The sequence below is a fragment of the Citrobacter koseri ATCC BAA-895 genome (genome assembly GCF_000018045.1).
Taxonomy (GTDB): domain Bacteria; phylum Pseudomonadota; class Gammaproteobacteria; order Enterobacterales; family Enterobacteriaceae; genus Citrobacter_B; species Citrobacter_B koseri.
The window spans coordinates 2,579,585-2,604,303 of record NC_009792.1 but is presented as its reverse complement, the minus strand read 5'-3'; the positions used below and the strand labels follow the sequence as shown (position 1 = coordinate 2,604,303).

General features: G+C 53.0%; 23 protein-coding genes. 17 read left to right on the top strand and 6 right to left on the bottom strand.

Annotated elements, in window-relative coordinates; all coding sequences use genetic code 11:
- Window positions 1-39: 39 nt before the first annotated feature.
- Together olsF and hemB are read right to left on the bottom strand one after the other, a co-directional pair.
- Complete coding sequence (gene olsF / locus CKO_RS11950) at window positions 40-1,755, bottom strand: bifunctional ornithine lipid synthase OlsF (RefSeq protein ID WP_012133627.1); 1,716 nt, start codon at window positions 1,753-1,755, stop codon at window positions 40-42.
- Between the two features lie 168 nt (window positions 1,756-1,923).
- Window positions 1,924-2,898: a porphobilinogen synthase gene (gene hemB, locus CKO_RS11945; RefSeq protein ID WP_012133626.1), complete on the bottom strand. Its 975-nt coding sequence runs from the start codon at window positions 2,896-2,898 to the stop codon at window positions 1,924-1,926.
- A 494-nt stretch (window positions 2,899-3,392) separates the two neighbouring features.
- Here hemB and ehaB point away from each other — a divergent pair, with 494 nt between their 5' ends.
- Window positions 3,393-6,314: an autotransporter adhesin EhaB gene (gene ehaB / locus CKO_RS11940; protein WP_012133624.1), complete on the top strand. Its 2,922-nt coding sequence runs from the start codon at window positions 3,393-3,395 to the stop codon at window positions 6,312-6,314.
- Window positions 6,315-6,400: 86 nt separating this feature from the next.
- Window positions 6,401-7,024, top strand: a complete 624-nt coding sequence (iprA, locus tag CKO_RS11935; RefSeq protein WP_012133623.1) for a hydrogen peroxide resistance inhibitor IprA — start codon at window positions 6,401-6,403, stop codon at window positions 7,022-7,024.
- Here iprA and ampH read toward each other — a convergent pair whose 3' ends face one another.
- A complete protein-coding gene (gene ampH, locus CKO_RS11930) occupies window positions 7,025-8,182 on the bottom strand; it encodes a D-alanyl-D-alanine-carboxypeptidase/endopeptidase AmpH (protein WP_024130612.1) in 1,158 nt (385 codons plus the stop codon).
- Window positions 8,183-8,575: 393 nt separating this feature from the next.
- Between ampH and sbmA the strand changes: the two genes are divergently transcribed.
- Both sbmA and CKO_RS11920 read left to right on the top strand, forming a co-directional pair.
- Window positions 8,576-9,796 carry a peptide antibiotic transporter SbmA gene (sbmA, locus tag CKO_RS11925; protein WP_012133620.1) on the top strand — a complete coding sequence of 407 codons (1,221 nt, stop codon included), beginning with the start codon at window positions 8,576-8,578 and terminating at the stop codon, window positions 9,794-9,796.
- 18 nt (window positions 9,797-9,814) lie between these two features.
- A complete protein-coding gene (locus CKO_RS11920; RefSeq protein ID WP_012133619.1) occupies window positions 9,815-10,909 on the top strand; it encodes a DUF1615 domain-containing protein in 1,095 nt (364 codons plus the stop codon).
- A 36-nt stretch (window positions 10,910-10,945) separates the two neighbouring features.
- On the opposite strand, the gene CKO_RS11915 is transcribed toward CKO_RS11920, so the two are convergent.
- Entirely contained in the window at window positions 10,946-11,254 is a 309-nt protein-coding gene (locus CKO_RS11915; protein WP_024130611.1) for a YaiY family protein, read from the bottom strand.
- Window positions 11,255-11,521: 267 nt separating this feature from the next.
- On the opposite strand from CKO_RS11915, the gene CKO_RS11910 reads away from it, so the two are divergent.
- Window positions 11,522-11,734 (top strand): DUF2754 family protein, encoded by a 213-nt coding sequence (locus CKO_RS11910; RefSeq protein ID WP_024130610.1) that lies wholly within the window; start codon window positions 11,522-11,524, stop codon window positions 11,732-11,734.
- Between the two features lie 105 nt (window positions 11,735-11,839).
- Here CKO_RS11910 and ddlA read toward each other — a convergent pair whose 3' ends face one another.
- Window positions 11,840-12,937 (bottom strand): D-alanine--D-alanine ligase, encoded by a 1,098-nt coding sequence (ddlA, locus tag CKO_RS11905; protein WP_024130609.1) that lies wholly within the window; start codon window positions 12,935-12,937, stop codon window positions 11,840-11,842.
- A gap of 106 nt (window positions 12,938-13,043) precedes the next feature.
- Here ddlA and CKO_RS11900 point away from each other — a divergent pair, with 106 nt between their 5' ends.
- The 9 genes from CKO_RS11900 to adrA all read left to right on the top strand — a co-directional run bounded on the left by CKO_RS11900 (window position 13,044) and on the right by adrA (window position 22,150).
- Window positions 13,044-13,727 carry an extensin-like domain-containing protein gene (locus tag CKO_RS11900; RefSeq protein ID WP_012133615.1) on the top strand — a complete coding sequence of 228 codons (684 nt, stop codon included), beginning with the start codon at window positions 13,044-13,046 and terminating at the stop codon, window positions 13,725-13,727.
- A gap of 169 nt (window positions 13,728-13,896) precedes the next feature.
- Entirely contained in the window at window positions 13,897-15,090 is a 1,194-nt protein-coding gene (locus CKO_RS11895) for a multidrug efflux MFS transporter (RefSeq protein WP_012133614.1), read from the top strand.
- A gap of 172 nt (window positions 15,091-15,262) precedes the next feature.
- On the top strand, window positions 15,263-16,027 hold the full coding sequence (gene idnO / locus CKO_RS11890; RefSeq protein WP_012133612.1) for a gluconate 5-dehydrogenase: 765 nt from the start codon (window positions 15,263-15,265) through the stop codon (window positions 16,025-16,027).
- A gap of 23 nt (window positions 16,028-16,050) precedes the next feature.
- Complete coding sequence (locus tag CKO_RS11885) at window positions 16,051-17,340, top strand: MFS transporter (protein WP_024130608.1); 1,290 nt, start codon at window positions 16,051-16,053, stop codon at window positions 17,338-17,340.
- Window positions 17,341-17,423: 83 nt separating this feature from the next.
- Window positions 17,424-18,416, top strand: a complete 993-nt coding sequence (gene idnR / locus CKO_RS11880) for a DNA-binding transcriptional regulator IdnR (RefSeq protein ID WP_024130607.1) — start codon at window positions 17,424-17,426, stop codon at window positions 18,414-18,416.
- A gap of 230 nt (window positions 18,417-18,646) precedes the next feature.
- The gene (gene iraP, locus CKO_RS11875; protein WP_012133608.1) at window positions 18,647-18,907 is read left to right on the top strand and encodes an anti-adapter protein IraP; all 261 of its coding nucleotides are present in this window, start codon (window positions 18,647-18,649) and stop codon (window positions 18,905-18,907) included.
- Between the two features lie 159 nt (window positions 18,908-19,066).
- Entirely contained in the window at window positions 19,067-20,482 is a 1,416-nt protein-coding gene (gene phoA, locus CKO_RS11870; RefSeq protein WP_012133607.1) for an alkaline phosphatase, read from the top strand.
- 142 nt (window positions 20,483-20,624) lie between these two features.
- A complete protein-coding gene (gene psiF, locus CKO_RS11865) occupies window positions 20,625-20,945 on the top strand; it encodes a phosphate starvation-inducible protein PsiF (protein ID WP_012133606.1) in 321 nt (106 codons plus the stop codon).
- Between the two features lie 107 nt (window positions 20,946-21,052).
- A complete protein-coding gene (gene adrA / locus CKO_RS11860) occupies window positions 21,053-22,150 on the top strand; it encodes a diguanylate cyclase AdrA (protein ID WP_012133605.1) in 1,098 nt (365 codons plus the stop codon).
- A gap of 15 nt (window positions 22,151-22,165) precedes the next feature.
- Here adrA and proC read toward each other — a convergent pair whose 3' ends face one another.
- A complete protein-coding gene (gene proC, locus CKO_RS11855; RefSeq protein ID WP_012133604.1) occupies window positions 22,166-22,975 on the bottom strand; it encodes a pyrroline-5-carboxylate reductase in 810 nt (269 codons plus the stop codon).
- 138 nt (window positions 22,976-23,113) lie between these two features.
- On the opposite strand from proC, the gene CKO_RS11850 reads away from it, so the two are divergent.
- The 3 genes from CKO_RS11850 to yaiA all read left to right on the top strand — a co-directional run bounded on the left by CKO_RS11850 (window position 23,114) and on the right by yaiA (window position 24,517).
- Window positions 23,114-23,572, top strand: a complete 459-nt coding sequence (locus CKO_RS11850; protein WP_012133603.1) for a YaiI/YqxD family protein — start codon at window positions 23,114-23,116, stop codon at window positions 23,570-23,572.
- Window positions 23,573-23,753: 181 nt separating this feature from the next.
- Window positions 23,754-24,299: a shikimate kinase AroL gene (aroL, locus tag CKO_RS11845; RefSeq protein ID WP_024130606.1), complete on the top strand. Its 546-nt coding sequence runs from the start codon at window positions 23,754-23,756 to the stop codon at window positions 24,297-24,299.
- A gap of 26 nt (window positions 24,300-24,325) precedes the next feature.
- Complete coding sequence (gene yaiA, locus CKO_RS11840; protein WP_012133601.1) at window positions 24,326-24,517, top strand: protein YaiA; 192 nt, start codon at window positions 24,326-24,328, stop codon at window positions 24,515-24,517.
- The last annotated feature ends 202 nt before the right edge of the window (window positions 24,518-24,719 follow it).

The following is a 24,719-nucleotide window of genomic DNA, read 5'->3' as shown; positions in this document are numbered from 1 at the left end:
GCACGATGTGGCACCGCGCCGGATGGCGGCGTAAACGCCTTATTCTGCCTGGAAACCCAAATGCGCGCCAATATAGCGCTGATACCTGTTTGCCTTCAGATAGGTTAAATCGACCAGCACCAGACCATCCACGCAGTTGCTGAATGCCGGATCGTTACCGAAATCAATAAACTGCACGCCGCCGGGGTCGCAAAGTTCGGAGTACTGTTTGTAGAGCGGGGGAATACCGCAGCCCAGATTGCCGAGCAACGATTTCAGCCGCGTCAGATCGTCGTTGTAGCTTTTGCCTTCAAACTGCGCCAGTACGTCCGGCAATGACGCGGGGTAGGGCTGGCGTGATATCGCCAGCGGGTGCGTCGGCGGGAACCACAGGCGATAAAAGGCCACCAGTAAATCCCGCGCATCCGCAGGCAGACCGCCGGAAATAGACACCGGGCCGAACAGGTATCGGTATTGCGGATAGCGCGCCAGATAAGCGCCAATGCCAGACCAGAGATAGTCCAGCCCGCGACGTCCCCAGTAACGCGGCTGGATAAAACTGCGACCCAGCTCAATGCCGTGCTGCATCACTTGCGCCATCTGCTCGTCGTAATGGAACAAACTGTAGCTGTAAAGCCCTTCTATGCCGCGTTTTTCCTGCTGCTGCGCGCAGGGAATGAACCGATAGGCGCCAACAATTTCCAGATCGTCTTCGTCCCATAAAATCAGGTGCAGATAGTCGTCATCATAGCGGTCGGTGTCCCGACGCTTTCCGCTGCCTTCGCCAACCGCGCGAAAGGCGATTTCACGCAGCCGCCCCAGTTCCCGCAGGATGGGGACATCCTCTTTGCCGTTGCGCTGCCAGAGGTAAATGTGCTTCCCGTCGGCGGTGTGCCCAAGGCATTCCGCCTGGGCGAGATCGCGTTTGAGGTGCGCTCTGTCTTCTGCGCGGGCTATCGTACTTTCGGTGGTGAATAACCCAGGGCGTCCTTTACCTAATGCCGCGACGTGCTGACGGCATTTTTCGGCCTGCTCGCGGACGTTGGTTTTCGTGGCGGACCACTGTGTCCAGGCGATTTGTTGGCCGATGCGGAGCGGCAGGCTGCTGCGACGCCGACGAAACATCTGCTGCATCAGGAGTAGCAATGCGAAGGTGGGGGACACCAGGCTGCTGGCGTAAAACAGCGAGCTGTTACGCGCGTTGATATGTACGGGAAGCAACGGCGTGCGGTATTTCTCCGCCACCCGGATAAACCCGGAATGCCATCGGCCTTCCCTGATTCCCTGCGTTGTGAAGCGCGCCACTTCGCCCGCCGGAAAGAAAATTAACGCTCCGCCAGCCTGTAAATGCGCATCTATCTGTTGTAGCGATGATTTTGGCGTGCGCCCGCCGATGTTGTCCACGGGAATGAAAAGTGAACTGAGCGGTTGCAGATGCGAGAGCAGGCGGTTGGTCACTACTTTCACGTCACGGCGCACACGCGAGATGGCATACAGCAGAGCCAGCCCATCAAGCGTGCCTGTCGGGTGGTTGGCAATGATGACCAGCGGGCCATGTGCGGGGATGTTTTCGAGGTCGTGTGCGGGGATATCGCAGCGTATTTCAAGGTGTTCGAGAACCTGTTCCACCATGTCCACCCCTTTCAGATGGGGATGGCGGGATGCAAATTGCTGAAATTCTTCTTCATACAGCAACCGCCTGAGCAGATTTTTTTGCCAGGGTGTCGGCCTCGCCTGAGGCCACAGGTCGTCGAGTACGTTATCGAGACTAAACATAGCGGCTCCTCCTCCCGTCCTGTGCTGACAGTAGAAGGTACAAATGTCGTTTGTATGACGATGAGGTGACGTTTTGTGACAGTGCCAGATGGCGGCACCCGGCCTACAGATGTCAATCCCGTAGGCCGGATAAGCGCAGTACCAGCAGGCACTGCATCTCAGAAAGGATTAACGCAGGATTTTTTTCTCCGCCAGATCCAGCGCGAAGTAGCTGAAGATCAGATCCGCGCCCGCGCGTTTGATCGAGCCTAAGCTTTCCAGCACCACTTTCTCTTCGTCGATCGCGCCCGCCATCGCGGCGAATTTGATCATGGCGTATTCGCCGCTGACCTGATACGCGCCGAGCGGTAATTCGGTACGATCGCGGATATCACGCAGAATATCCAGATAAGCGCCAGCGGGTTTCACCATCAGGCAGTCCGCGCCCTGCGCTTCGTCGAGCAACGACTCGCGAATCGCTTCACGGCGGTTCATCGGATTCATTTGATAGGTCTTACGATCGCCTTTCAGTGCCGTACCGGCCGCTTCACGGAACGGGCCGTAGAAAGAGGAGGCGAACTTGGTGGAGTAGGACATGATGGCCGTATCCGTAAAACCGGCGGCATCCAGCGCCTGGCGAATCGCCTGCACCTGACCGTCCATCGCGGCGGAAGGGGCAATAAAATCAGCGCCCGCAGCGGCGGCGACCACCGCTTGTTTACCGAGGTTCGCCAGGGTTGCATCGTTGTCGACGCCGTGTTCGCACAGCACGCCGCAGTGACCGTGGGAGGTGTACTCACAGAAACAGGTGTCAGACATCACGATCATTTCTGGCACGGTTTGCTTGCAGATGCGTGACATGCGCGCCACCAGGCCGTCTTCTTTCCAGGCATCGCTGCCGGTGTCGTCGGTATGGTGGGAAATGCCGAAGGTCATCACTGACCGAATGCCGGCGTTGGCGATGCGTTCAATCTCGCGCGCCAGGTGTTTTTCAGGAATGCGCATGACGCCAGGCATGGCGTCGATCGCTTTGTAGTCGTCGAGTTCTTCTTCAACAAAAATCGGCAACACCAGGTCGTTTAAACTGAGTGTTGTCTCTTCAAACATGGCGCGCAGCGCAGCGGATTTGCGCAGGCGACGGGGGCGTTGGATTAGGTCTGTCATGGTATGCCTGATGTTTGTGGAATCGAAACGTCGAGTATACCTGAACCTGCCGCGAGGTGTTTTACGAAAGTTGTCCTTATGTGAAGTATTGCGGGTTGCTGTTAATGAAGCGATTAAATATTCGCAATTAGTATTTCTATGAATAAGATTATTTTTGTTAGTGATACATTTATTTCTGGTTTTAATTTTATTAAATGTTGTTTTAAGCTCTTCTGTTCTTTATTTATTGGTGATTTCTTTATTTCTTCATCATATATCATTCAGTTAAATAAGTAACTTCTATTTTCCTTTCTAATTTATTGAAAAGTGGCGATTTAAAAAATATCTGTGATTTTGCTGGTGATTTTTTAATTGTCCGCTTTCGGACATTAAACAAAGAATAATTGAACCTTTCAATGCTGACGCCGCATAATCGACCTGCGAAACATAAAATGTTTTCTATGCATTGATAATTGATGGATCAACTATATTACGTCCCTGAGGAGGGATGACAAATGCACTCCTGGAAAAAGAAACTTGTAGTCTCACAATTAGCACTGGCCTGCACTCTGGCAATCACCTCTCAGGCAAATGCTTCTACGGATATTTCTGGAACCACCTACACAACATTCAACCACTATAACGACGCAACCTACGCTGATGGTGTTTATTATGATGGTTACGTAGGCTGGAACAACTACGCGACCGATAGCGTTTATAACGGTGATATTTATCCGGTTATCAACAACGCTACCGTTAACGGCGTAATCTCAACCTACTATCTGGATGATGGTCTTTCTACCAACACCAACAGTAATAGTCTGACAATCAAAAACAGCACCATTCACGGGATGATCACCTCTGAGTGCATGACCACCGATTGCGTGGGTCGCGATGCGACCGGTTATGTTTATGACCGTCTGGCGCTGACTGTTGATAACTCAACCATCGATGATAACTACGAGCATTATACCTATAATGGCACGTACACTGATGGTACGGCGGATACGCATGTTGTTGACGTTTACAACCTGGGTACTGCGATTACGCTGGATCAGGAAGTTGACCTGGTCATCAAAAATAATTCCCACGTTGCGGGTATTACGCTGACTCAGGGTTATGAGTGGGAAGACATTGACGATAATACCGTTAGCACCGGCGTCAACAGCGCTGAAGTGTTCAACAACACCGTCACGGTGACTGACTCTACGGTGACCTCTGGCTCATGGTCAGATGAAGGGACTTCCGGTTGGTTCGGTAACACCAACAACGCGAGCGATTACAGCGATTCTTATACTGCTGATGACGTGGCGATTGCGGCGATTGCGCATCCGAATGCGGATAACGCAATGCAGACCACTGTTAACCTCAGCAATTCTACCCTGATGGGCGACGTTGTTTTCTCCAGCAACTTTGACGAAAACTTCTTCCCGAACGGGGCGGATACTTATCGCGATACGGACGCTGACCTGGACACCAACGGCTGGGATGGCACTGACCGTATGGATGTTACGCTGAACAACGGTAGCAAGTGGGTTGGCGCGGCAATGTCCGTACATCAGGTTGATTCTGATGGTGACGGCGTGTACGACAGCTTTGCTGCGGGCACCGATGCCACTGCGACGCTGATCGACATTGCGGCTAACAGCCTGTGGCCTTCCTCTACTTACGGCATTGACAATAATGACACCGCGTATGGCGAAGATGGTCATGTTGTTGGTAACGAAGTCTATCAAAGCGGCCTGTTCAATGTGACGCTGAACGGTGGTTCACAGTGGGATACCACGAAAACCTCGCTGATTGATACGCTGAGCATCAACAGCGGTTCCGTCGTGAATGTGGCAGACTCTGATCTGGTTTCTGACAGCATCTCCCTGACCGGCGGCGCGGCCCTGAATATCAATGAAGATGGTCATGTTGCAACTGATGAACTGACAATCAACAACAGTACCGTCACGATTGCTGATGATGTGTCTGCTGGCTGGGGCGTGTACGATGCCGCACTGTATGCAAACACCATCAACGTCACCAACAACGGCGTTCTGGATGTGGGCAACAGCACCGCGTATGCGCTGCAAGCTGATACCCTGAATCTGACCAGCTACACCGATGCTAACGGTAACGTGAATGCCGGTGTCTTCAACGTTCACAGCAACAGCTTTGTGCTGGATGCCGATCTGACTAACGATCGTACTAACGACATCACTAAGTCTAACTACGGCTACGGTGTGATCGCGATGAACTCTGATGGCCACCTGACCATCAACGGTAATGGCGATGCCTGGACTGGCGATCAATCTGAAGTCGATAACGCGGGTGATAACGTTGCTGCGGCAACCGGTAACTACAAAGTGCGTATCGATAACGCGACCGGTGAAGGTTCTGTCGCTGATTACAAAGGCAAAGAGCTGATCTACGTTAACGACAAGAACAGCAAAGCCACCTTCTCCGCAGCGAACAAAGCTGACCTGGGGGCATACACCTATCAGGCTCAGCAGGAAGGCAACACTGTTGTTATGCAACAGATGGAACTGACCGACTACGCGAACATGGCGCTGAGCATCCCGTCTGCAAACACCAATATCTGGAACCTGGAACAAGACACCGTTGGTACTCGTCTGACCAACTCTCGTCATGGTCTGGCTGATAACGGCGGCGCATGGGTGAGCTACTTTGGCGGCAGCTTTGATGGCGACAACGGCACCATTAACTACGATCAGGATGTGAACGGCATCATGGTCGGTGTTGATACCAAAATTGACGGTAACAACGCTAAATGGATTGTCGGTGCGGCGGCTGGCTTTGCGAAAGGTGACATGAGCGACCGTACCGGTCAGGTGGATCAGGACAGCCAGTCTGCCTATATCTACTCTTCCGCTCGCTTTGCCAACAATGTCTTTGTTGATGGTAGCCTGAGCTATTCTCACTTCAACAACGATCTGTCTGCCAACATGAGCAACGGCCAGTACGTTGATGGCAACACCTCTGCGGATGCGTGGGGCTTTGGTCTGAAACTGGGTTATGACTGGAAACTGGGCGACGCTGGCTATGTCACGCCGTACGGTAGCGTATCCGGCCTGTTCCAGTCCGGCGACGATTATCAGCTCAGCAACGACATGAAAGTTGACGGTCAGTCTTATGACAGCATGCGTTATGAACTGGGTGTTGATGCAGGTTATACCTTCACCTACAGCGAAGATCAGGCGCTGACGCCTTACTTCAAGCTGGCCTATGTTTATGACGACGCGAATAACGACGCCGACGTAAATGGCGATTCCATCGATAACGGCGTAGAAGGTTCTGCGGTACGTGTTGGTCTGGGCACTCAGTTCAGCTTCACCAAAAACTTCAGCGCTTATACCGATGCCAACTACCTCGGTGGTGGTGATGTCGATCAAGACTGGTCCGCGAATGTGGGCGTTAAATATACCTGGTAATTGTTTTTCATGATGAAAACGCAGGTGATTTAATCAAAGGAAATGCCCGTCATGGATATGGCGGGCATTAATGCAAGGATGCGCATATGCTGTCTCTGAATAAACCACTTCAGGAATTTAGTAAGCTCGATAAGTGCCTGTCTAAATACGGCACGTACTTTGAATACGCCGATGAAAAGCAGGTTGTCTATTCGAATGATGCCAATCAAGGCGATACGTTTGTCATTTTAGACGGTCTCATCTCTTTGCGCAGAGGGGAGAACGTGCTTATGGGGATAACGCAGGCTCCCTTTATTATGGGGATTGCTGATGGCGTGATGAAAAATGATATCGAATATAAATTAGTCACGGAAAGTCGTGGTACCGGTTATTTTCTTCCTTCTTCCCACGCGATAAAAATCCTTGAGCAACACCAGTTATGGCGTGAAGCCTTTTGCTGGCTGGCATGGGAAAACAGAACTCTGGAACTGCGCGATCTGCAATTAATTGGCAATAACTCGTATGATCAAATTCGGGCGACGTTGATCGCGATGGTTGACTGGGATGAAGGCCTGCGAGCGCGTATTGGCGTGATGAACTACATTCATCAGAGAACGCGAATTTCCCGTTCCGTAGTGGCTGAAGTGCTCGCCGCGTTACGCAAAGGGAACTACATCGAAATGAAAAAAGGCAAACTGGTCAATATCAACCATTTGCCTTCAGAGTATTGATCAGGACGCAGGCACGATCAGCGGTTTATTTCCGCTCAATTCTGTTACCAGGTCGTTGATGCCATCGCTCATATTAGTAAATCGCGTAAGCGGTGAGCGAGTGACGACCACAAAAGCGCCAACGTTGTGTTGCGGAATCATCGCCATATAGGTGATGAAACCACCGCCGCCGCCGGTTTTTTGAATAATCCCCGGGCGTCCGTTTTTAGGCGCCATATAGACCCAGCCTAAGCCCAGCGCATCGGCTTTGCCCGGCACGTCCATACCTGTCACCCGTGTGAGCTGAGTTCGCTGATAAATCAGCGTCTGCATACGATCGGCCTGATTACTGCGATGATAAAAGTCGGATGAGAGATATTGCTGCATCCAGCGCATCATATCTCCCGGCGTGGAATAGACGCCGCCGCTGCCAATTGCTGCCAGCGTGTTGTTACAGGGACTGGCCCCTTTCTCCGCCACCATCAGGCGCTTGCACTGATCGGGGGAGGGGGTAAAGGTTGTGTCTTTCATCCCCAATGGGCGCGTAATCTGTTCTTCAAATAACTGCGTGTAGGGTTTGCCGGATGCGGTTGCCAGCGCGTCAGCCAACAGGTCAAACGCAAGGTTGGAATAAGACGCCTGCGAGCCAGGAGCCGCTTTTAGCGTTGCGGTAGAGAGGTAGCTCCAGCGCTGTTCGCGGGTTGGCCAGACAAATACCGGGCGATGCGGCGCGCCGCCGGGTTGCTCACGCGGCAGGGCGCTGGTATGGGTCGCCAGATTCACCAGGGTGATAGGCGTTCCGTTGTAGGTCGGTACGCGCGCCCCAGGCGGGGCATACTTGCTCAGCGGGTCGTGTAATTTCACCGTCCCCTGATCGAGCAGTTTGACCAGCATCTCGCTGGTCATGAGTTTCGTGATAGACGCAATGCGAATAACGGAGTCCAGTTGAGGATGTATGTTATTGCCGGGGCGAGTCTCCCCGAAACTGCGGAACACGCGTTGATTACCATCAATCACCACCAGCGCCATTCCCGTCGCGCCGCTGCCGTAAAAGATATGGTTGGCATAACGATCAACGATATCGGAAGCGAAAACCGGATCGGTGATTGGCTGTGCCGCCTGGACAGATGTCAATGACGCCGCGCACAGCACGGCAGAAAAAAGCAGACTACGTTTCAACGGTTGTGTCCATCAGTTAAATGAAAAAACTATGCGTATTTATACTACCTGGCGGCGCGTTGCAAAGCGCTAAAAAGACAATAATAGTGTGAAAAACGTAACGACGAGTAAACAGGGCATTTTTTCCCAATCGCGAATGTCCGCTTTTGTGATCCCGCGCTTGTGGTAACCTTGGTCGGTTTTTGGGTTTCGCCTTCCTGTTGTCGTTGAAGGGGAGCCGAAACTCGCTGAAACAATTCTGAAAAAATGATGTGCGAACTAAGCTGGCGAATACGGGTCACAATGCTCGGTTTCCGTCGCGGTTTTGTTGGGTCAGGCCCGTCTTGTCGCGCTCAGCGCTGCGGCAAAAGCACAGCAGTCGTCATAACGATAAGAAGTTAGCAGGAGAGCATCATGTTTAAGTCTTTTTTCCCAAAGCCGGGGCCGTTTTTTATCTCGGCGTTTTTTTGGGCGCTTATCGCCGTCATTTTCTGGCAAGCGGGCGGAGGCGCCTGGGTTGCGCATCTTACTGGCGCTTCCGGTGATGTTCCCATCAGTGCCGCACGCTTCTGGTCGCTGGACTACCTGATTTTCTACGCGTATTACGTCCTTTGCGTCGGATTGTTTGCGATGTTCTGGTTTATTTATAGCCCGCATCGCTGGCAATACTGGTCGATTCTGGGCACCTCGTTGATCATCTTTGTGACCTGGTTTTTGGTGGAGGTAGGCGTGGCGGTCAACGCCTGGTACGCGCCGTTTTACGACCTGATCCAGACGGCGCTGAGCTCGCCGCATAAGGTCACTATCGAACAGTTTTACCGTGAAGTCGGCGTGTTCCTCGGAATAGCGCTGATTGCCGTAGTGATTGGCGTGATGAATAATTTCTTCGTCAGCCATTATGTGTTTCGCTGGCGTACCGCGATGAACGAGCACTACATGGCGCACTGGCAGCATTTGCGCCATATTGAAGGCGCCGCGCAGCGTGTGCAGGAAGATACGATGCGTTTTGCCTCTACGCTGGAGAATATGGGCGTAAGCTTTATCAATGCCATCATGACGTTGATCGCCTTTTTACCCGTACTGGTTACGCTGTCTGCGCACGTACCGGATCTGCCGATCGTCGGGCATATTCCTTATGGGCTGGTTATCGCGGCTATCATCTGGTCGCTGATGGGAACAGGATTGCTGGCCGTGGTGGGGATCAAACTGCCGGGGCTGGAGTTTAAAAACCAGCGGGTTGAGGCCGCTTACCGTAAAGAGCTGGTCTATGGTGAAGACGACGCCAGCCGCGCTACGCCGCCCACCGTGCGTGAGTTGTTCAGCGCGGTGCGCCAGAACTATTTCCGCCTCTACTTCCACTATATGTACTTCAACATTGCGCGCATTCTCTATCTACAGGTGGATAACGTTTTCGGTCTGTTCCTGCTGTTTCCGTCGATTGTTGCCGGTACGATTACGCTGGGCCTGATGACGCAGATTACCAACGTGTTTGGTCAGGTGCGCGGTTCCTTCCAGTATCTGATTAACTCCTGGACCACGCTGGTGGAACTGATGTCCATCTATAAACGTCTGCGCAGCTTTGAGCGCGAACTGGATGGGCAGGATATCCAGGAAGTGACGAATACATTTAGCTAACAAACAAAAGGAAACGTTATGTCGGCGGCGTCCCGTCTTTACCCTTTATCATTCCTGGCTGCGTTGGTGCTGGCAGGGTGTAGTAGCCAGCCTTCGCAACCGCTGAAAAAAGGGGAAAAACCTGTCGATGTGGCAAGCGTGGTGCGCCAGAAAATGCCCGCCAGCGTAAAAGACAGGGACGCGTGGGCGCAGGACATTGCAAAGACCTTCGAAAGCCAGGGGCTGGCGCCAACGGTTGAGAATGTCTGCTCGGTGCTGGCGGTGGCGCAGCAGGAGTCTAACTATCAGGCGGACCCGGTGGTGCCGGGGTTGAGCAAAATCGCCTGGCAGGAGATCGACAGGCGTGCTGAGCGGATGCATATCCCTGTTTTTCTGGTGCATACCGCGCTGAAAATTAACTCCCCGAACGGAAAAAGCTACAGCGAACGTCTGGACGCGGTGAAAACGGAAAAACAGCTCAGCGCGATTTTTGATGATTTTATTAATATGGTGCCGATGGGGCAGACGCTGTTCGGTTCGCTTAATCCGGTGCATACCGGCGGGCCGATGCAGGTTAGCATCGCCTTTGCCGAACAGCACACAAAAGGTTATCCGTGGACCATGAACGGGACGGTTCGCCAGGAGGTCTTTAGCCGCCGTGGCGGACTGTGGTTTGGAACCTGGCATCTGTTGAACTATCCGGCGAATTACAGCGCGCCTGTATTCCGTTTTGCTGATTTTAATGCCGGTTGGTACGCCAGTCGTAATGCGGCATTTCAGAATGCGGTCAGTAAAGCCAGCGGCGTTAAGCTGGCGCTGGACGGCGACTTGATTCGTTATGACAGCAAAGAGGCCGGGAAAACGGAACAGGCAATCCGTAAGCTGGCGGGCAAACTGGACATGAGCGACAGCGCGATTCGACGTCAACTGGAAAAGGGAGACAGCCTCGCTTTTGAGGAGACGGCGTTGTACGAGAAAGTGTATAAGCTGGCGGAAGCCAAAACCGGTAAGGCATTACCGCGCGAGATGTTGCCAGGTATTCAGCTGGAAAGTCCGAAGATCACCCGTAATCTCACTACCGCGTGGTTTGCTAAACGTGTGGACGAGCGTCGGGCGCGTTGTATGAATTTGTAGGCCGGATAAACCTGGCGTCATCCGGCACAGGGAGGGTTACTGATGACGGTGACGCCAGCGCAAAATTACGGCAATGACGCCAAAAATCAGGCAACCTGTCAGGAAAGGCACCAGTCCGAAAATGGTGCCGACGCCTAATCCAATTTCCACGCGGGGGCGTCCGGTCTCTTGCATCTGCATCAGATGTTCATAAACGCCAGGCGCGTGAACCAGAAGGTTCAGGATCTGCGCCCCTGCCCAAAAGCAAAACAGCACAAACACGGCATAGGCGATATTACCTGGCGTGGAGGAGGTATCTCGATGTTTCCCGCTAAACAGGGATTTTGAGAGGGTAAAGTCAGCCATAAAGACCTCCGGGATAGTCTTCTGCACGAATCTGGCGTCATGCCAGCGGCTTATCGTGAAGTCTGACAGGTCATCGTGTTTGTCAATATCAGAATGATGGTAATTTCACTCAGGGATGACTCCTGGATTGCGGATTTTTTGTTTGATGTCACAATTTTGTTACCTTAATCTAAATTGATTAACATCTGAGAAATTCCGCACAGGCCACAGACGCTCAGGCAGAAATGTGCGAGGATGATTTTTTATTGTTTTAGCGTCGGAGCTGTCATGAACCTGCCTGTAAAAATTCGCCGTGACTGGCACTATTATGCTTTCGCCATTGGGCTGATCTTTATTTTGAATGGCGTGGTGGGGTTGTTGGGCTTTGAAGCAAAAGGATGGCAAACCTACGCGGTAGGCCTGGTGACGTGGGTATTCAGTTTCTGGCTTGCCGGGCTGATTATTCGTCGCCGTGAGGATGATAAAACCGAAGAAGCTTAATGCGGTAGTGTGCCGGATGGCGGCATCGGCCTACGGGCGCAAAACGTCGTAGGCCTGATAAGCCAAAGCGCCATCAGGCGATCAACACCAGATGGCGCATCGTCATCATAACATGCTGGTTTTCAGGGCGTTATCCGCCGCATGACGTTCCAGCGCCAGTTCAATTAGACGGGTAATCAAATCGGTATACCCTAAGCCACTTGCCTGCCAGAGTTTCGGGTACATGCTGATGTTGGTGAATCCCGGCAGCGTATTGATCTCGTTAATCACCACCTCGTTTTCCGCTGTTAAGAAGACGTCCACGCGCGCCATTCCCGCGCAACCTAACGTCTGGTACGCCTGAATGGCGATCTGGCGGATCTTGTCGTTCACCTCTTGCGGGATTTGGGCGGGAACCACGACCTGCGCCCCGTTGCCGTCGATATATTTGGTGTCGTAAGCGTAAAAATCGCTGTTCAGGACGATCTCGCCGCAGGTGCTGGCCTGCGGGTGATCGTTGCCCAGCACGGCGCACTCGATCTCACGGCCTTTGATCCCTTGCTCAACAACCACTTTGTGATCGAATTCGAACGCCAGCGCAACGGCCTGTTCATATTGCGCTTCGCTGGTGACTTTGCTGACGCCCACAGAGGAGCCCTGATTTGCGGGTTTCACAAACAGCGGCAGACCCAGACGGGACGCCACTTCCGCAAAACGGATCGCATCGCGATTCGCGCGAGTCAGCGTAATAAACGGCGCGATGTTCAGCCCGGCATCGCGCAGCAGACGTTTGGTGACGTCTTTATCCATACAGGCGGCGGAACCCAGCACATCGGAGCCGACAAACGGTAAATTCGCTACGCGCAGCATCCCTTGCAGCGACCCGTCTTCCCCCAGCGTGCCGTGTACGATCGGGAAAATGACGTCCACCGTCGGCAATGGCTGGCCGTTCTGTGCGTCAATTAACTGGTGTTCGTGTTTGCCCGGAACCTGCGCCAGGCTGGTAGAAGAGGGGCGCAGCGCAATGTGCGCGGGGTCGTTTGCATTCAGCAGATAGTTTTCGGCATCGCTGACATGCCATTGCCCTTGTTTATCAATGCCTAACAGCACAACGTCAAAGCGGGCTTTGTCGATGGCATCGACAATATTTTTTGCCGATTGCAAAGACACTTCATGTTCCGCTGATTTACCACCAAATACGATACCTACCCGCAATTTTGCCATCTTAAAAACCCATTCCATCGAACGCAAAGCGTATACATTACCACGACAAAACGTCGGATTCGCGGGCTTCTGCCATAATGTTTAAGGGAATCAGAGAGGAGGGGGCGTGAAAGGTAAGGGGTGGCTTGCGATTGTGCTGCTGGGGGCCGTGGGGGTGGTGGGTTACCGCTCTCTTCCGTCGCATTACAATCCTTTTGTTCCCCTGCAACTGTCCGATCCTCCGGGCTGGCTCACCAAATTCAAACTACAGCGTCTGACGCCGCAACAGTGCCAGGGATTACTTGAGCAGGCCAATCGCCAGGGAATGATCTCGTCGCAACCCGTTGCCGACAGCGCGGGCGAATGTCCGCTGTCAGACGTGGTACGGGTCAGGCATTTTGGCTCCGTGGCGTTGAGCAGCAGTTTCCTGGCCTCTTGCCCGCTGGCGCTGAGTTCTGCGCTGTTTGTGGCGCGCCAGGCGAAACCGCTAACCCAGTCGTTTATGGGCAGTCAACTGACCCGTATTGAGCACCTTGGCAGCTATGCCTGTCGCAATATCTATCACCGGGCGGATGCGCGTCGCAGTGAACATGCCAGCGCGCAGGCGTGGGATATCAGCGGTTTTCAACTGGCGGACGGTCGAAAAGTTACGGTTCTGCGGGGATGGAAGGATGAGAAAACCGCCCCCTGGCTGCGCGCGATGCTTAACGCCAGTTGCACTTATTATGGCAATGGACTGGGGCCGGAGTACAACGCCGCGCACGCCAACCATTTCCATCTCGGTATGCGCGGATACGGGCTTTGTCGTTGAAGCATAAATCCCTGTTCTGAGCGGGTATATAATGTGACATGTTTCACAAATCTGATGAACGGGGAGATAAAATAGCAAAATAGAGGTTACCGCATCTCTGGAACCGCTTCTGCTGGCGCAACTTGCTAAGCTGGTGAGCGTTTTCAGCTATTTATCGTTATGAGCACTTATGGAATCCTGGAAGGTTAATCTTATCTCCGTCTGGTTCGGCTGCTTTTTTACCGGGCTGGCGATCAGTCAGATCCTGCCATTTTTACCGCTGTATATCTCGCAAATGGGCGTCACTTCGCATGAAGCGCTCTCCATGTGGTCTGGCTTAACCTTCAGTATTACCTTTCTCATCTCCGCGATTGTTTCGCCCATGTGGGGCAGTCTGGCTGACCGTAAAGGCCGCAAACTGATGCTACTGCGCGCATCGCTCGGCATGGCGATCGCGATTTTACTTCAGGCGTTTGCGACCAATGTCTGGCAACTGTTTCTTTTGCGCGGCGTCATGGGGCTCACCTCCGGGTACATTCCTAACGCGATGGCGCTGGTGGCTTCGCAGGTGCCGAGAGAGCGTAGCGGTTGGGCGCTCAGCACGCTTTCCACCGCCCAGATCAGCGGGGTGATCGGCGGGCCGTTAATGGGCGGAGTTATTGCCGATCATATCGGGCTGCGGGCGGTCTTTTTTATTACCGCCACGCTGTTGATGGTGAGCTTTCTGGTAACGCTGTTTTTAATTAAAGAGGGCGTTCGTCCGACTCTCAAAAAGAGTGAACGACTGAGCGGCAAAGCGGTTTTTGCCTCATTGCCCTATCCGGGTCTGGTGATTAGCCTGTTTTTCACGACGATGGTGATACAGCTCTGTAACGGTTCGATCAGCCCCATCCTGGCGCTGTTTATCAAATCCATGCTGCCGGACAGCACGAACATTGCCTTTTTGAGCGGGTTAATTGCGTCGGTGCCTGGCGTTTCAGCGCTCATTTCCGCCCCCCGCCTTGGCAAACTTGGCGACAGGATCGGGACGGAAAGGATTTTGATGGCGACGCTGGTCTGTGCCGTGGTGCTGTTTTTCGCCATGTCGTGGGTGACGACGCCGTTCCAGTTGGGGGTTCTGCGTTTTCTGTTAGGTTTTGCCGATGGCGCGATGCTGCCTGCCGTACAGACCTTATTGGTGAAGTATTCCAGCGATCGAATAACCGGCCGTATCTTTGGTTATAACCAGTCGTTTATGTATCTCGGAAATGTGGCCGGGCCGTTGATGGGGGCGTCCGTATCGGCGATGGCGGGCTTTCGCTGGGTATTTGTCGCGACGGCGCTCATTGTGCTGGTGAATATCTGGCAACTGGCGATTGCGTTGCGCCGCCGTCACGCTGCCTGAGATCCGCTGTTAATCGTGATCATGTGCAGAAAGCATTCTGTACATGATCCTTTCTTTGCTGCCAAATCCAATGTAGATCACAAATTGACCATTAGTTGTGTAAGAGAACTTCTTTTTTCTACTGTTACGCGTATACAGTTACGCGTAACAGCTATCGAAAAAGAGGTTTTTGATGAAAAGTATTTTTAGTCTTGCAGGTAAACGCGCATTGATTACGGGGTCAGCGCAGGGAATCGGTAATTTGCTGGCAAGGGGACTGGCAGAGCATGGCGCCAGCCTGGTGATTAACGACATTACGCAGCAGCGGGCGGAACAGGCCGCGAGCACACTGACGGCTCTGGGTTATGACGCCGTGGGTTATGGGTTTGATGTCACTCACGCGGCGGAGGTGGAAAAAGCGATTGCGCATATTGAGCAGGAAATTGGGGCGATTGATATTCTCATCAATAATGCCGGTATCCAGCGTCGTTACCCCCTGACGGAATTTCCTGAAGCAGAGTGGGATCGCGTTATTGATGTCAATCAGAAATCCGTCTTCCTTGTTTCTCAACAGGTGGCCAAATATATGATGGCGCGCCGGGAAGGGAAGATTATTAATATTTGTTCCATGCAGAGTGAATTAGGCCGGAAAACAATTACACCCTACGCTGCTTCAAAAGGCGCGGTGAAAATGTTGACGCGAGGAATGTGCGTGGAACTGGCGGAATATAATATTCAGGTTAACGGTATTGCGCCGGGCTATTTTGCCACAGAGATGACGGAAGCGCTGGTGAACGACGACGCCTTTTCCGCCTGGCTGTACCAACGTACGCCCGCCGCGCGTTGGGGAAAGCCGGAGGAGTTGATTGGCGCGGCGGTTTATCTTGCGGCCCCGGCCTCGAATTTTGTTAACGGTCATATTCTCTTCGTCGACGGCGGAATGTTAGCTGCGGTATAGACTCATTATCAAAAGGAACGTGTATGAACGCTCTTGCTAAATTACCAGCCCGGCGCTGGTGGTATTTAATGCCGATTATTTTTATTACTTACAGCTTAGCGTATCTCGATCGCGCCAATTATGGTTTTGCCGCTGCGGCAGGTATTGAAACCGATCTGGGTATTACGAAAGGAACCGCATCCTTAATTGGCGCGCTTTTTTTCCTCGGGTATTTCTTCTTTCAGGTGCCGGGAGCTTTGTACGCCGTTAAACGCAGCGTACGGAAAATGATCTTTTTCAGCCTGATTCTGTGGGGAATATGTGCCGCCGCGACGGGGTTTGTCAGTAATATTCCCATGCTGATGGCGATCCGTTTTACTCTTGGCGTGGTTGAGGCGGCGGTGATGCCAGCCATGCTGATTTATATCAGCAACTGGTTTACGAAAACCGAGCGCTCGCGGGCGAATACCTTTTTGATTCTGGGTAATCCGGTCACCGTGTTGTGGATGTCGATTGTCTCCGGTTATCTGATTCAGGCCTGGGGATGGCGCGAGATGTTCATTATTGAGGGCATCCCGGCGGTACTGTGGGCATTTTGTTGGTGGGTGCTGGTTCGTGATAAACCGGCCGATGCCAGCTGGCTGACGGCGGAGGAAAAAGAGACGCTGCAACAGGCGATGGATCGTGAGCAAACCCATATTAAACCGGTACGTAACTACGGGGAAGCCATGCGCTCGCGTAACGTTGTCATGCTGTGCGCGGTACATGCTTTGTGGAGTATCGGCGTGTATGGATTCATGATGTGGATGCCATCCATCCTGAAATCAGCGGCCCAAATGGATATCGTATCCGTCGGCTGGCTGGCCGCCGTGCCTTATCTGGCGGCGATCTGTCTGATGCTTACCGTGTCGTGGTTATCGGATAAGTTTCAAAACCGTAAGCTGTTTATCTGGCCGTTGCTGCTGATTGCCGCCATCGCTTTCTTATGTTCCTGGCTGTTGGGGAGCAACGCTTTCTGGCTCTCTTATGGATTGCTGGTGGTTGCCGCAGCCTGCATGTATGCGCCTTACGGCCCGTTTTTTGCCTTAATTCCTGAACTGTTGCCGCGTAATGTGGCGGGCGTGTCGATGGGCTTAATCAACAGTTTCGGCGCGTTAGGGGCATTCCTCGGCGCATGGCTGGTGGGGTATCTCAATGGCCTGACGGGCGGGCCGGGCGTTTCGTACACCTTTATGGCGATTTCCCTGCTGGCCTCGGTGGTATTGATGTATAACGTGCGCGCTAATCAGGCGCCGTCGTCCACATCCTTACAAACCGGGAAAGCGGTGGGCTAATCCGGTCGGATAAGATGCAGTCCCTCGCTGGCTGTGTTAAGGTTCTCTGCGAATTGATCACGCTGTCTTTCGCAGAGAACTTCATGAAAAACAATCGGATGACCTTGCAGGATATCGCCACGCTGGCTGGGCTAAATAAGATGACGGTAAGCCGTTATCTTCGCGATCCCAATCAGGTCTCGCAGCGTAGCCGCGAGCTGATTTCGAAGATCATGGAGGAGAATAATTATATTCCCAATCGCGCCCCCGAGATTTTGCTTAATGCGCGCAGTAAAACGATCGGGGTGCTGATTCCCTCCTTTCGCAACCAGATTTTTGCCGATGTCCTGGCGGGGATTGAGTCGGTGACTTCCGCTCACCAATACCAGACGCTGATCGCTAACTATGAATATGACCCGGAGCGGGAAGAGCGCGAAGTGCTTAACCTGCTCTCCTACAACATTGATGCGCTGATTCTGACCGGAAAACAACATACTGAACGTATGGTGCAGTATGTGCGCGCCAGCGGTATCCCCGTGGCGGAGTTAATGGATATCACCGAGCATTGTCTGGATATGCAGGTTGGTATTGATAACGAAAAAGCCGCGTGGGATATGACTCAGGCGTTTCTGGAGGCGGGAAAACGCGCTGTGGCGTTTTTCGGCTCAATGGACGACCCGCGTGATGTCAGTCGCTATCGCGGCGTTGAGCGTGCGCTGAACGAACAGGGGTTACAGCCTTACCATGTGGTGCCAAAAGCCATTTCGTCACTGGCCTTAGGTCGTCAGTTGTTTTTGCAGACGATGCGCGACAGACCGGATATTAACGCGATTTTTTGCACCAATGACGACTTAGCCGTTGGCGCGCTGCTGGAGTGTCAGTCGCAGCAGATCCCCGTTCCGCAACAGGTTGCTATTGCCGGATTTCATGGCCTGGAAATCGGCCGCGCACGTTTGCAAAAAATAGCGAGCGTGATTACCCCCCGCTACGATATGGGAAGCGTAGCCGCAGATATGCTGATTAAACGTCTGGGCGGAAAAGAGACGCTGGACAGGGTCAATCTGGGATATCAAATATATTATGGCGATACGCTTTAAGTTAAATTCTGGCGTATTTACCATAACTTTAATTTATGTAATGGCGTGACTATTTATACCCTGATTTTTTACGGTTGAATTATTTTCTCGCGAGAAACGTTTCGCTCCATTTTGTCAGCGCATTATTTACAGAAAGTCTTTCCTTTATCATAAAAATACTACTTTTACCCTCTAGGCAGTCGTGAACCATAATGATAACGTCAGCATTCCTCGGATAAGGAAATACGGTCATGAAAAATCTCATTTCAGAGTTGTTGCTGAGGCTCGCCCAAAAAGAAGAAGAGTCGAAAGAACTGGTTGCTCAGGTAGAAGCGTTAGAGATTATTGTCACGGCGATGCTGCGTAATATGGCGCAAAATGAGCAGCAGAAGCTCATTCATCAGGTTGAGGATGCGCTCGACGGCGTAAAGCCGGATGCCAGCGTTCCAGATTACGATACGGAATTGCTGCGCCAGTATGTAAAAAAGTTACTGAGGCATCCTCGTAGCTGATCGTATTCAGAGTAAACACTGTCATAACCTTGTCACGTCAGTTACCTATAGTCGCTTTGTTTTTATTTTACTGTATTTATACCCGTTGTACTTCAGGTTGCATATGCATTGGCTTTCTGTAACCCGAATTATTTAGGGTAGGCACATGGAGAAAATAAAGTGAAACAAAGCGCTATTGCTATTGCCCTGTTACCTCTGCTGTTTACCCCCATTACGCATGCCAGGACGTCCACGATGACGGTGCTGGATAATCGTGCCGCACAGGGAGATATTACCACGCCGGGCGGGGCGCGCCGATTAGCGGGCGATCAAACGGCGGCGCTGCGAGATTCGCTGAGCGATAAACCGGCCAAAAATATTATCCTGCTGATTGGCGACGGTATGGGTGATTCTGAAATCACTGCGGCGCGAAATTATGCGCAAGGGGCCGGCGGCTTTTTTAAAGGAATTGATGCTTTACCGTTGACCGGGCAATACACCCATTACGCGCTGGATAAAGAAACGGGTAAACCGGATTACGTCACAGACTCCGCCGCGTCGGCAACGGCGTGGTCGACGGGAGTTAAAACCTATAACGGCGCGTTAGGCGTCGATATCCACGAAAAAGATCACACCACGATCCTGGAGATGGCCAAAGCGGCAGGTCTGGCGACGGGCAACGTCTCGACCGCAGAATTACAGGATGCGACACCCGCCGCGTTAGTCTCCCATGTAACCTCACGCAAATGCTACGGCCCCAACCTTACCAGCACTCTTTGCCCGACAAACGCGCTGGAGAAGGGTGGAAAAGGGTCGATCACCGAGCAACTGCTGAATACGCGGGCGGACGTTACGCTTGGTGGCGGCGCGGCCACCTTTGCTGAAATGGCGACAGCAGGCGAATGGCAGGGGAAAACGCTGCGTGAGCAGGCGCTGGCGCGGGGATATCAGCTGGTGAACGATGCCGACTCGCTGAAGGCGGTAACGGCGGCAAATCAGGATAAGCCGCTGCTGGGCTTGTTCTCCGACGGCAACATGCCGGTTCGCTGGGAAGGCCCGAAAGCCTCTTATCACGGCAACCTTGAACAACCTGCGGTGACCTGCAAGGCAAACCCGCAGCGCGATGATACCGTGCCTACGCTGGCGCAAATGACGGACAAAGCGATTGAGCTGTTGAGTAAGAATGAAAAAGGTTTCTTCTTGCAGGTTGAAGGCGCGTCTATCGATAAACAGGATCACGCCGCCAACCCATGCGGGCAGATTGGTGAAACGGTCGATCTGGACGAAGCCGTACAGCGTGCGCTCGCATTCGCTAAAAAAGAGGGCAATACCCTGGTTGTGGTGACTGCCGATCATGCGCATTCCAGCCAGATTATCGCGCCGGAAAGCAAAGCGCCGGGACTGACGCAGGCGTTAAATACCAAAGATGGCGCGGTGATGGTCATCAGCTACGGCAACTCGGAAGAGGAGTCGCAGGAACATACCGGCAGCCAGTTGCGCATTGCCGCATACGGCCCGCATGCGGCGAATGTCGTCGGATTAACGGACCAGACCGATCTGTTCTACACCATGAAAGCGGCGTTGGGACTGAAGTAAACGGACTCCTGACGGCAATACTTTTGCCGTCAGGTGGTATTTTCGTCGTCAGCAGCCAGACTTAGAGTTAGCCTCCTTCGGTTACGGCGCACGTAACCAGAAGGATGACGTGTAGTGTCAACACTCACAGAAGGATGGTGCTATGAAAATAACATTACTGGTTACCCTGCTGTTTGGGCTGGTTTTTTTAACCGCCGTCGGCGCTGCCGAGAAGACATTAACCCCGCAACAACAGCGTATGACGAGCTGCAATCAGCAGGCGACGGCGCAGGCGTTAAAAGGGGATGCGCGTAAGACCTACATGAGCGATTGCCTGAAAAACAGTAAATCCGCCCCTGGTGAGAAAAGCCTGACGCCGCAGCAACAGAGAATGCGTGAGTGCAACCAGCAGGCGACGGACCAGTCGCTGAAAGGCGACGATCGCAGCAAGTTTATGAGTGCCTGTCTGAAAAAATCCGCATAGTGCTAACGGGTGAGCTGAGAAAATCACTCACCCGAAATTTCATACTTCCTTCACAATCCCCCTCTCTATAATTTGGGAAAATTGTTTCAGAATGTTCCCAAAAAATAATGAATGATGAAAACTTTTACAAAAAAGCGGTCGCACAGAGTGAGCCACCTCACTCTCCTCAAAATGACCATCAACGCTCCGGGCTGCGATTCGCCAGGCGGGTGAGACTGCCGCGTGCGGTAGGACTGGGATGGATGTTTCTCCCGATCGCCGCCGTACTGGCTTCACAACCGATTGCGGGAGGATGGTGGTTGTTTCTGGTCGGCTGGTCTTTCGTCTGGCCGCACCTGGCGTGGCAACTGGCGAGTAAAGCCATCGATCCCTTAAGCCGGGAAATATACAACTTAAAGGCGGACGCCATTCTTGCTGGCGTCTGGGTTGGGGTGATGGGCGTCAACGTGCTGCCCTCCACGGCTCTGCTGATGATGATGTGTATGAATTTGATGGGCGCGGGAGGGCTGCGGCTCTTTATTGCCGGTATGGTGTTAATGGTTGTGTCATGTCTGGTGACGTTACAGCTGACCGGAATTACCGTGGCTTTTCGCAGCGCGCCGCTGGAGTGGTGGTTCTCCCTGCCGGTGATTGTGATTTATCCCTTGCTGTTTGCCTGGGTGAGTTACCAGACGGCGACTAAGCTGGCGGAACATAAACGCAGGCTACAGGTGATGAGCATGCGGGATGGCATGACCGGGGTCTATAACCGGCGTCACTGGGAAATATTGTTGCGTAATGAATTTGATAACTGTCGCCGCTACCACCGGGACGCCACGTTGCTCATCATCGATATCGATCACTTTAAGAGCATTAACGATACCTGGGGGCACGATGTCGGAGATGAGGCGATCATTGCCCTGACGCGCCAGTTGCAGATGACGCTGCGCGGCAGCGATGTGATAGGACGTTTTGGCGGCGACGAGTTTGCGGTGATCATGTGCGGTACGCCAGCGGATAACGCGATTGCCGCGATGTCGCGGGTTCATGAGCGATTAAACGCGTTACGCCTGCCGTGCGCGCCACAGGTTATTTTGCGCATCAGCGTGGGCGTTGCGCCATTGACCACGCAAATCGGACACTACCGGGAATGGCTGAAATCGGCGGATATGGCGCTTTATAAAGCAAAGAACGCCGGACGTAACCGTACCGAAGTGGCGGCCTGACGTCCGGCAACTGGCTCAGGACTTACTGAGTTTCTCTGATTTTTCCATACACTTCGCCATCGCTTCGATAATCGACGCCCGGAACCCTCGCTCCTCCAGCACCCGAACGGCTTCAATGGTCGTCCCGCCAGGCGAGCACACCATATCTTTCAGTTCACCCGGATGTTTACCCGTTTCGAGCACCATTTTGGCGGAGCCCATTACGGCCTGCGCGGCGAATTTATAGGCCTGCGCGCGAGGCATTCCGCCCAGCACTGCGGCATCGGCCATCGCCTCAATAAACATGAAGACATAAGCCGGAGCGGAACCGCTGACCCCAACGACGGGGTGGATCATCGACTCGGCAATCACTTCCGCTTCGCCAAAGCAGCGGAAAATGTTCAGCACGTCAGCGGTATCTTCCGGCGTGACCAGCGCATTTGGCGTTATGGAGGTCATGCCCGCGTTGACTAAAGACGGCGTGTTTGGCATCGCGCGAACAATTTTGCGATCGTGCCCCAGCGCGCGCGCCAGCTGATCGAGCGTGACCCCCGCAGCGATAGAGACGACTAATGAGTCCTTGTTCAGGCTGGAGCTGATTTCGCTCAGCACTTTAATCATGATGCCCGGCTTCACGGCGCCGAAAACGATATCCGCAACCTGCGCGACGTCCTGCGCACTCTGCGCCGCATTGATGCCGTACCGATCGTGCAGCGCGGCGACGTTATCCGGGGACGGGGTATAGACCCAGGTTTGCCCGGGGAGAACCTGACCGCTGGCAATCAGGCCGCCCAGAATGGCTTTTCCCATATTACCGCAACCGATAAAACCGATTTTCTTCTCCATTTCGTCACTCCCTATGCGTATTTTTAGTTGGGGTTATTAGCTTAACGTGGATTGAAAGTCTCATGAAGGAGAAACAGCACTTTGACGGAAGACAAAAGCACGAGACAATAGACGATTGCACATGAGCCTGGAGCGGTTATGACAATATGGGTGGATGCGGATGCGTGTCCGAATGTGATTAAAGAGATTCTGTACCGTGCGTCTGAACGTATGCAGATGCCGCTTATTCTGGTGGCAAACCAGAATTTACGCGTACCGCCTTCGCGTTTTATCCGCACACTGCGCGTACCCGCCGGATTTGATGTCGCTGACAACGAGATTGTGCGTCAGTGCGAAGCCGGAGATTTGGTCATTACGGCGGATATCCCGCTGGCCTCTGAAGTGCTGGAAAAAGGGGCGGCGGCGCTGAATCCACGCGGTGAACGCTATACGGAGTCAACGATCCGCGAACGCCTGACAATGCGTGATTTTATGGATACCCTGCGCGCCAGCGGGATTCAGACGGGCGGGCCGGACAGCCTTTCTCCGCGCGATCGCCAGCATTTCGCCGCCGAGCTGGATAAGTGGTGGCTGGAAGTCCAGCGCAGAACGCGCTAAATGTAATGTTATTTTTACACTTTGCTGCTGATGATTTCTTGTTATAGTAAGCGCGTACAATCTTTCACGGTTTTTGTGGAATGATTTATTTACATTTAACGATGTACTAGTTTGGTGGTATGATTATTACTTTGATGACATCAGATCCCGCACCTTTGCGGCTCTCTGGGGAAAGCCCGCTATGACGCAACCTCTCTTTCTTGTTGGCCCTCGCGGCTGTGGTAAAACAACAACCGGTATGGCGCTTGCGCAGGCAGTGGATTTCCAGTTTGTTGATACCGATCGGTGGTTGCAATCGCACGTCCAGATGACGGTTGCGGAAATTGTTGACCGGGAAGGGTGGGACAGCTTTCGCGCCAGAGAAACAGCAGCGCTGAAGGCGGTTACCGCGCCGTCAACGGTGGTTGCGACGGGGGGAGGGATCATCCTCACCGAATACAATCGTCGCTATATGCGCGAAAATGGCATTGTGATTTATTTAAGCGCGCCAGTGTCCACGCTGGTGAACCGGCTGGAGGCCGCGCCAGAAGAGGGACTGCGCCCGACGCTAACCGGCAAGCCCTTAAGTGAAGAGGTGCAGGAAGTGCTCGAACAGCGCGACGCGCTGTATCGTGAAGCCGCGCATTACATCATCGATGCGAGCCATGCCCCTGACCAGGTTGTTTCTGAAATTCTTGCGGCGTTGTCGCAGACGGCGCAACGATTGCAGGGCGGCGTCTATAATTAAAGTTCATCCAGTAAAAAGGAAGAACTATGCCAACAAAACCGCCTTATCCCCGGGAAGCGTATATCGTCACCGTTGAGAAAGGAACGCCAGGTCAGACGGTGACCTGGTACCAGCTTCGCGCCGACTATCCCGAACCCAACGCACTGATCAGCGAGCATCCTTCCGCGCAGGAAGCGATGGATGCCAAAACGCGCTATGAAGATCCCGATAAAAGCTGATAAATCCTGACGTGTGGAACGCCCGGCAAGGCGCCTGAGTCACGTCACAACGTACTTGCATCACACTTTTCACTCATTGCCGCATTCTGCTAAAACTGAAAATTAAACGATAACAATATACTACTGGAGTGATTTGGAATCTTTACACAATGCATTGCCGATCTCCTGCTACGCTTTTCTGCATTTGTAGCGCAGGGCAGGT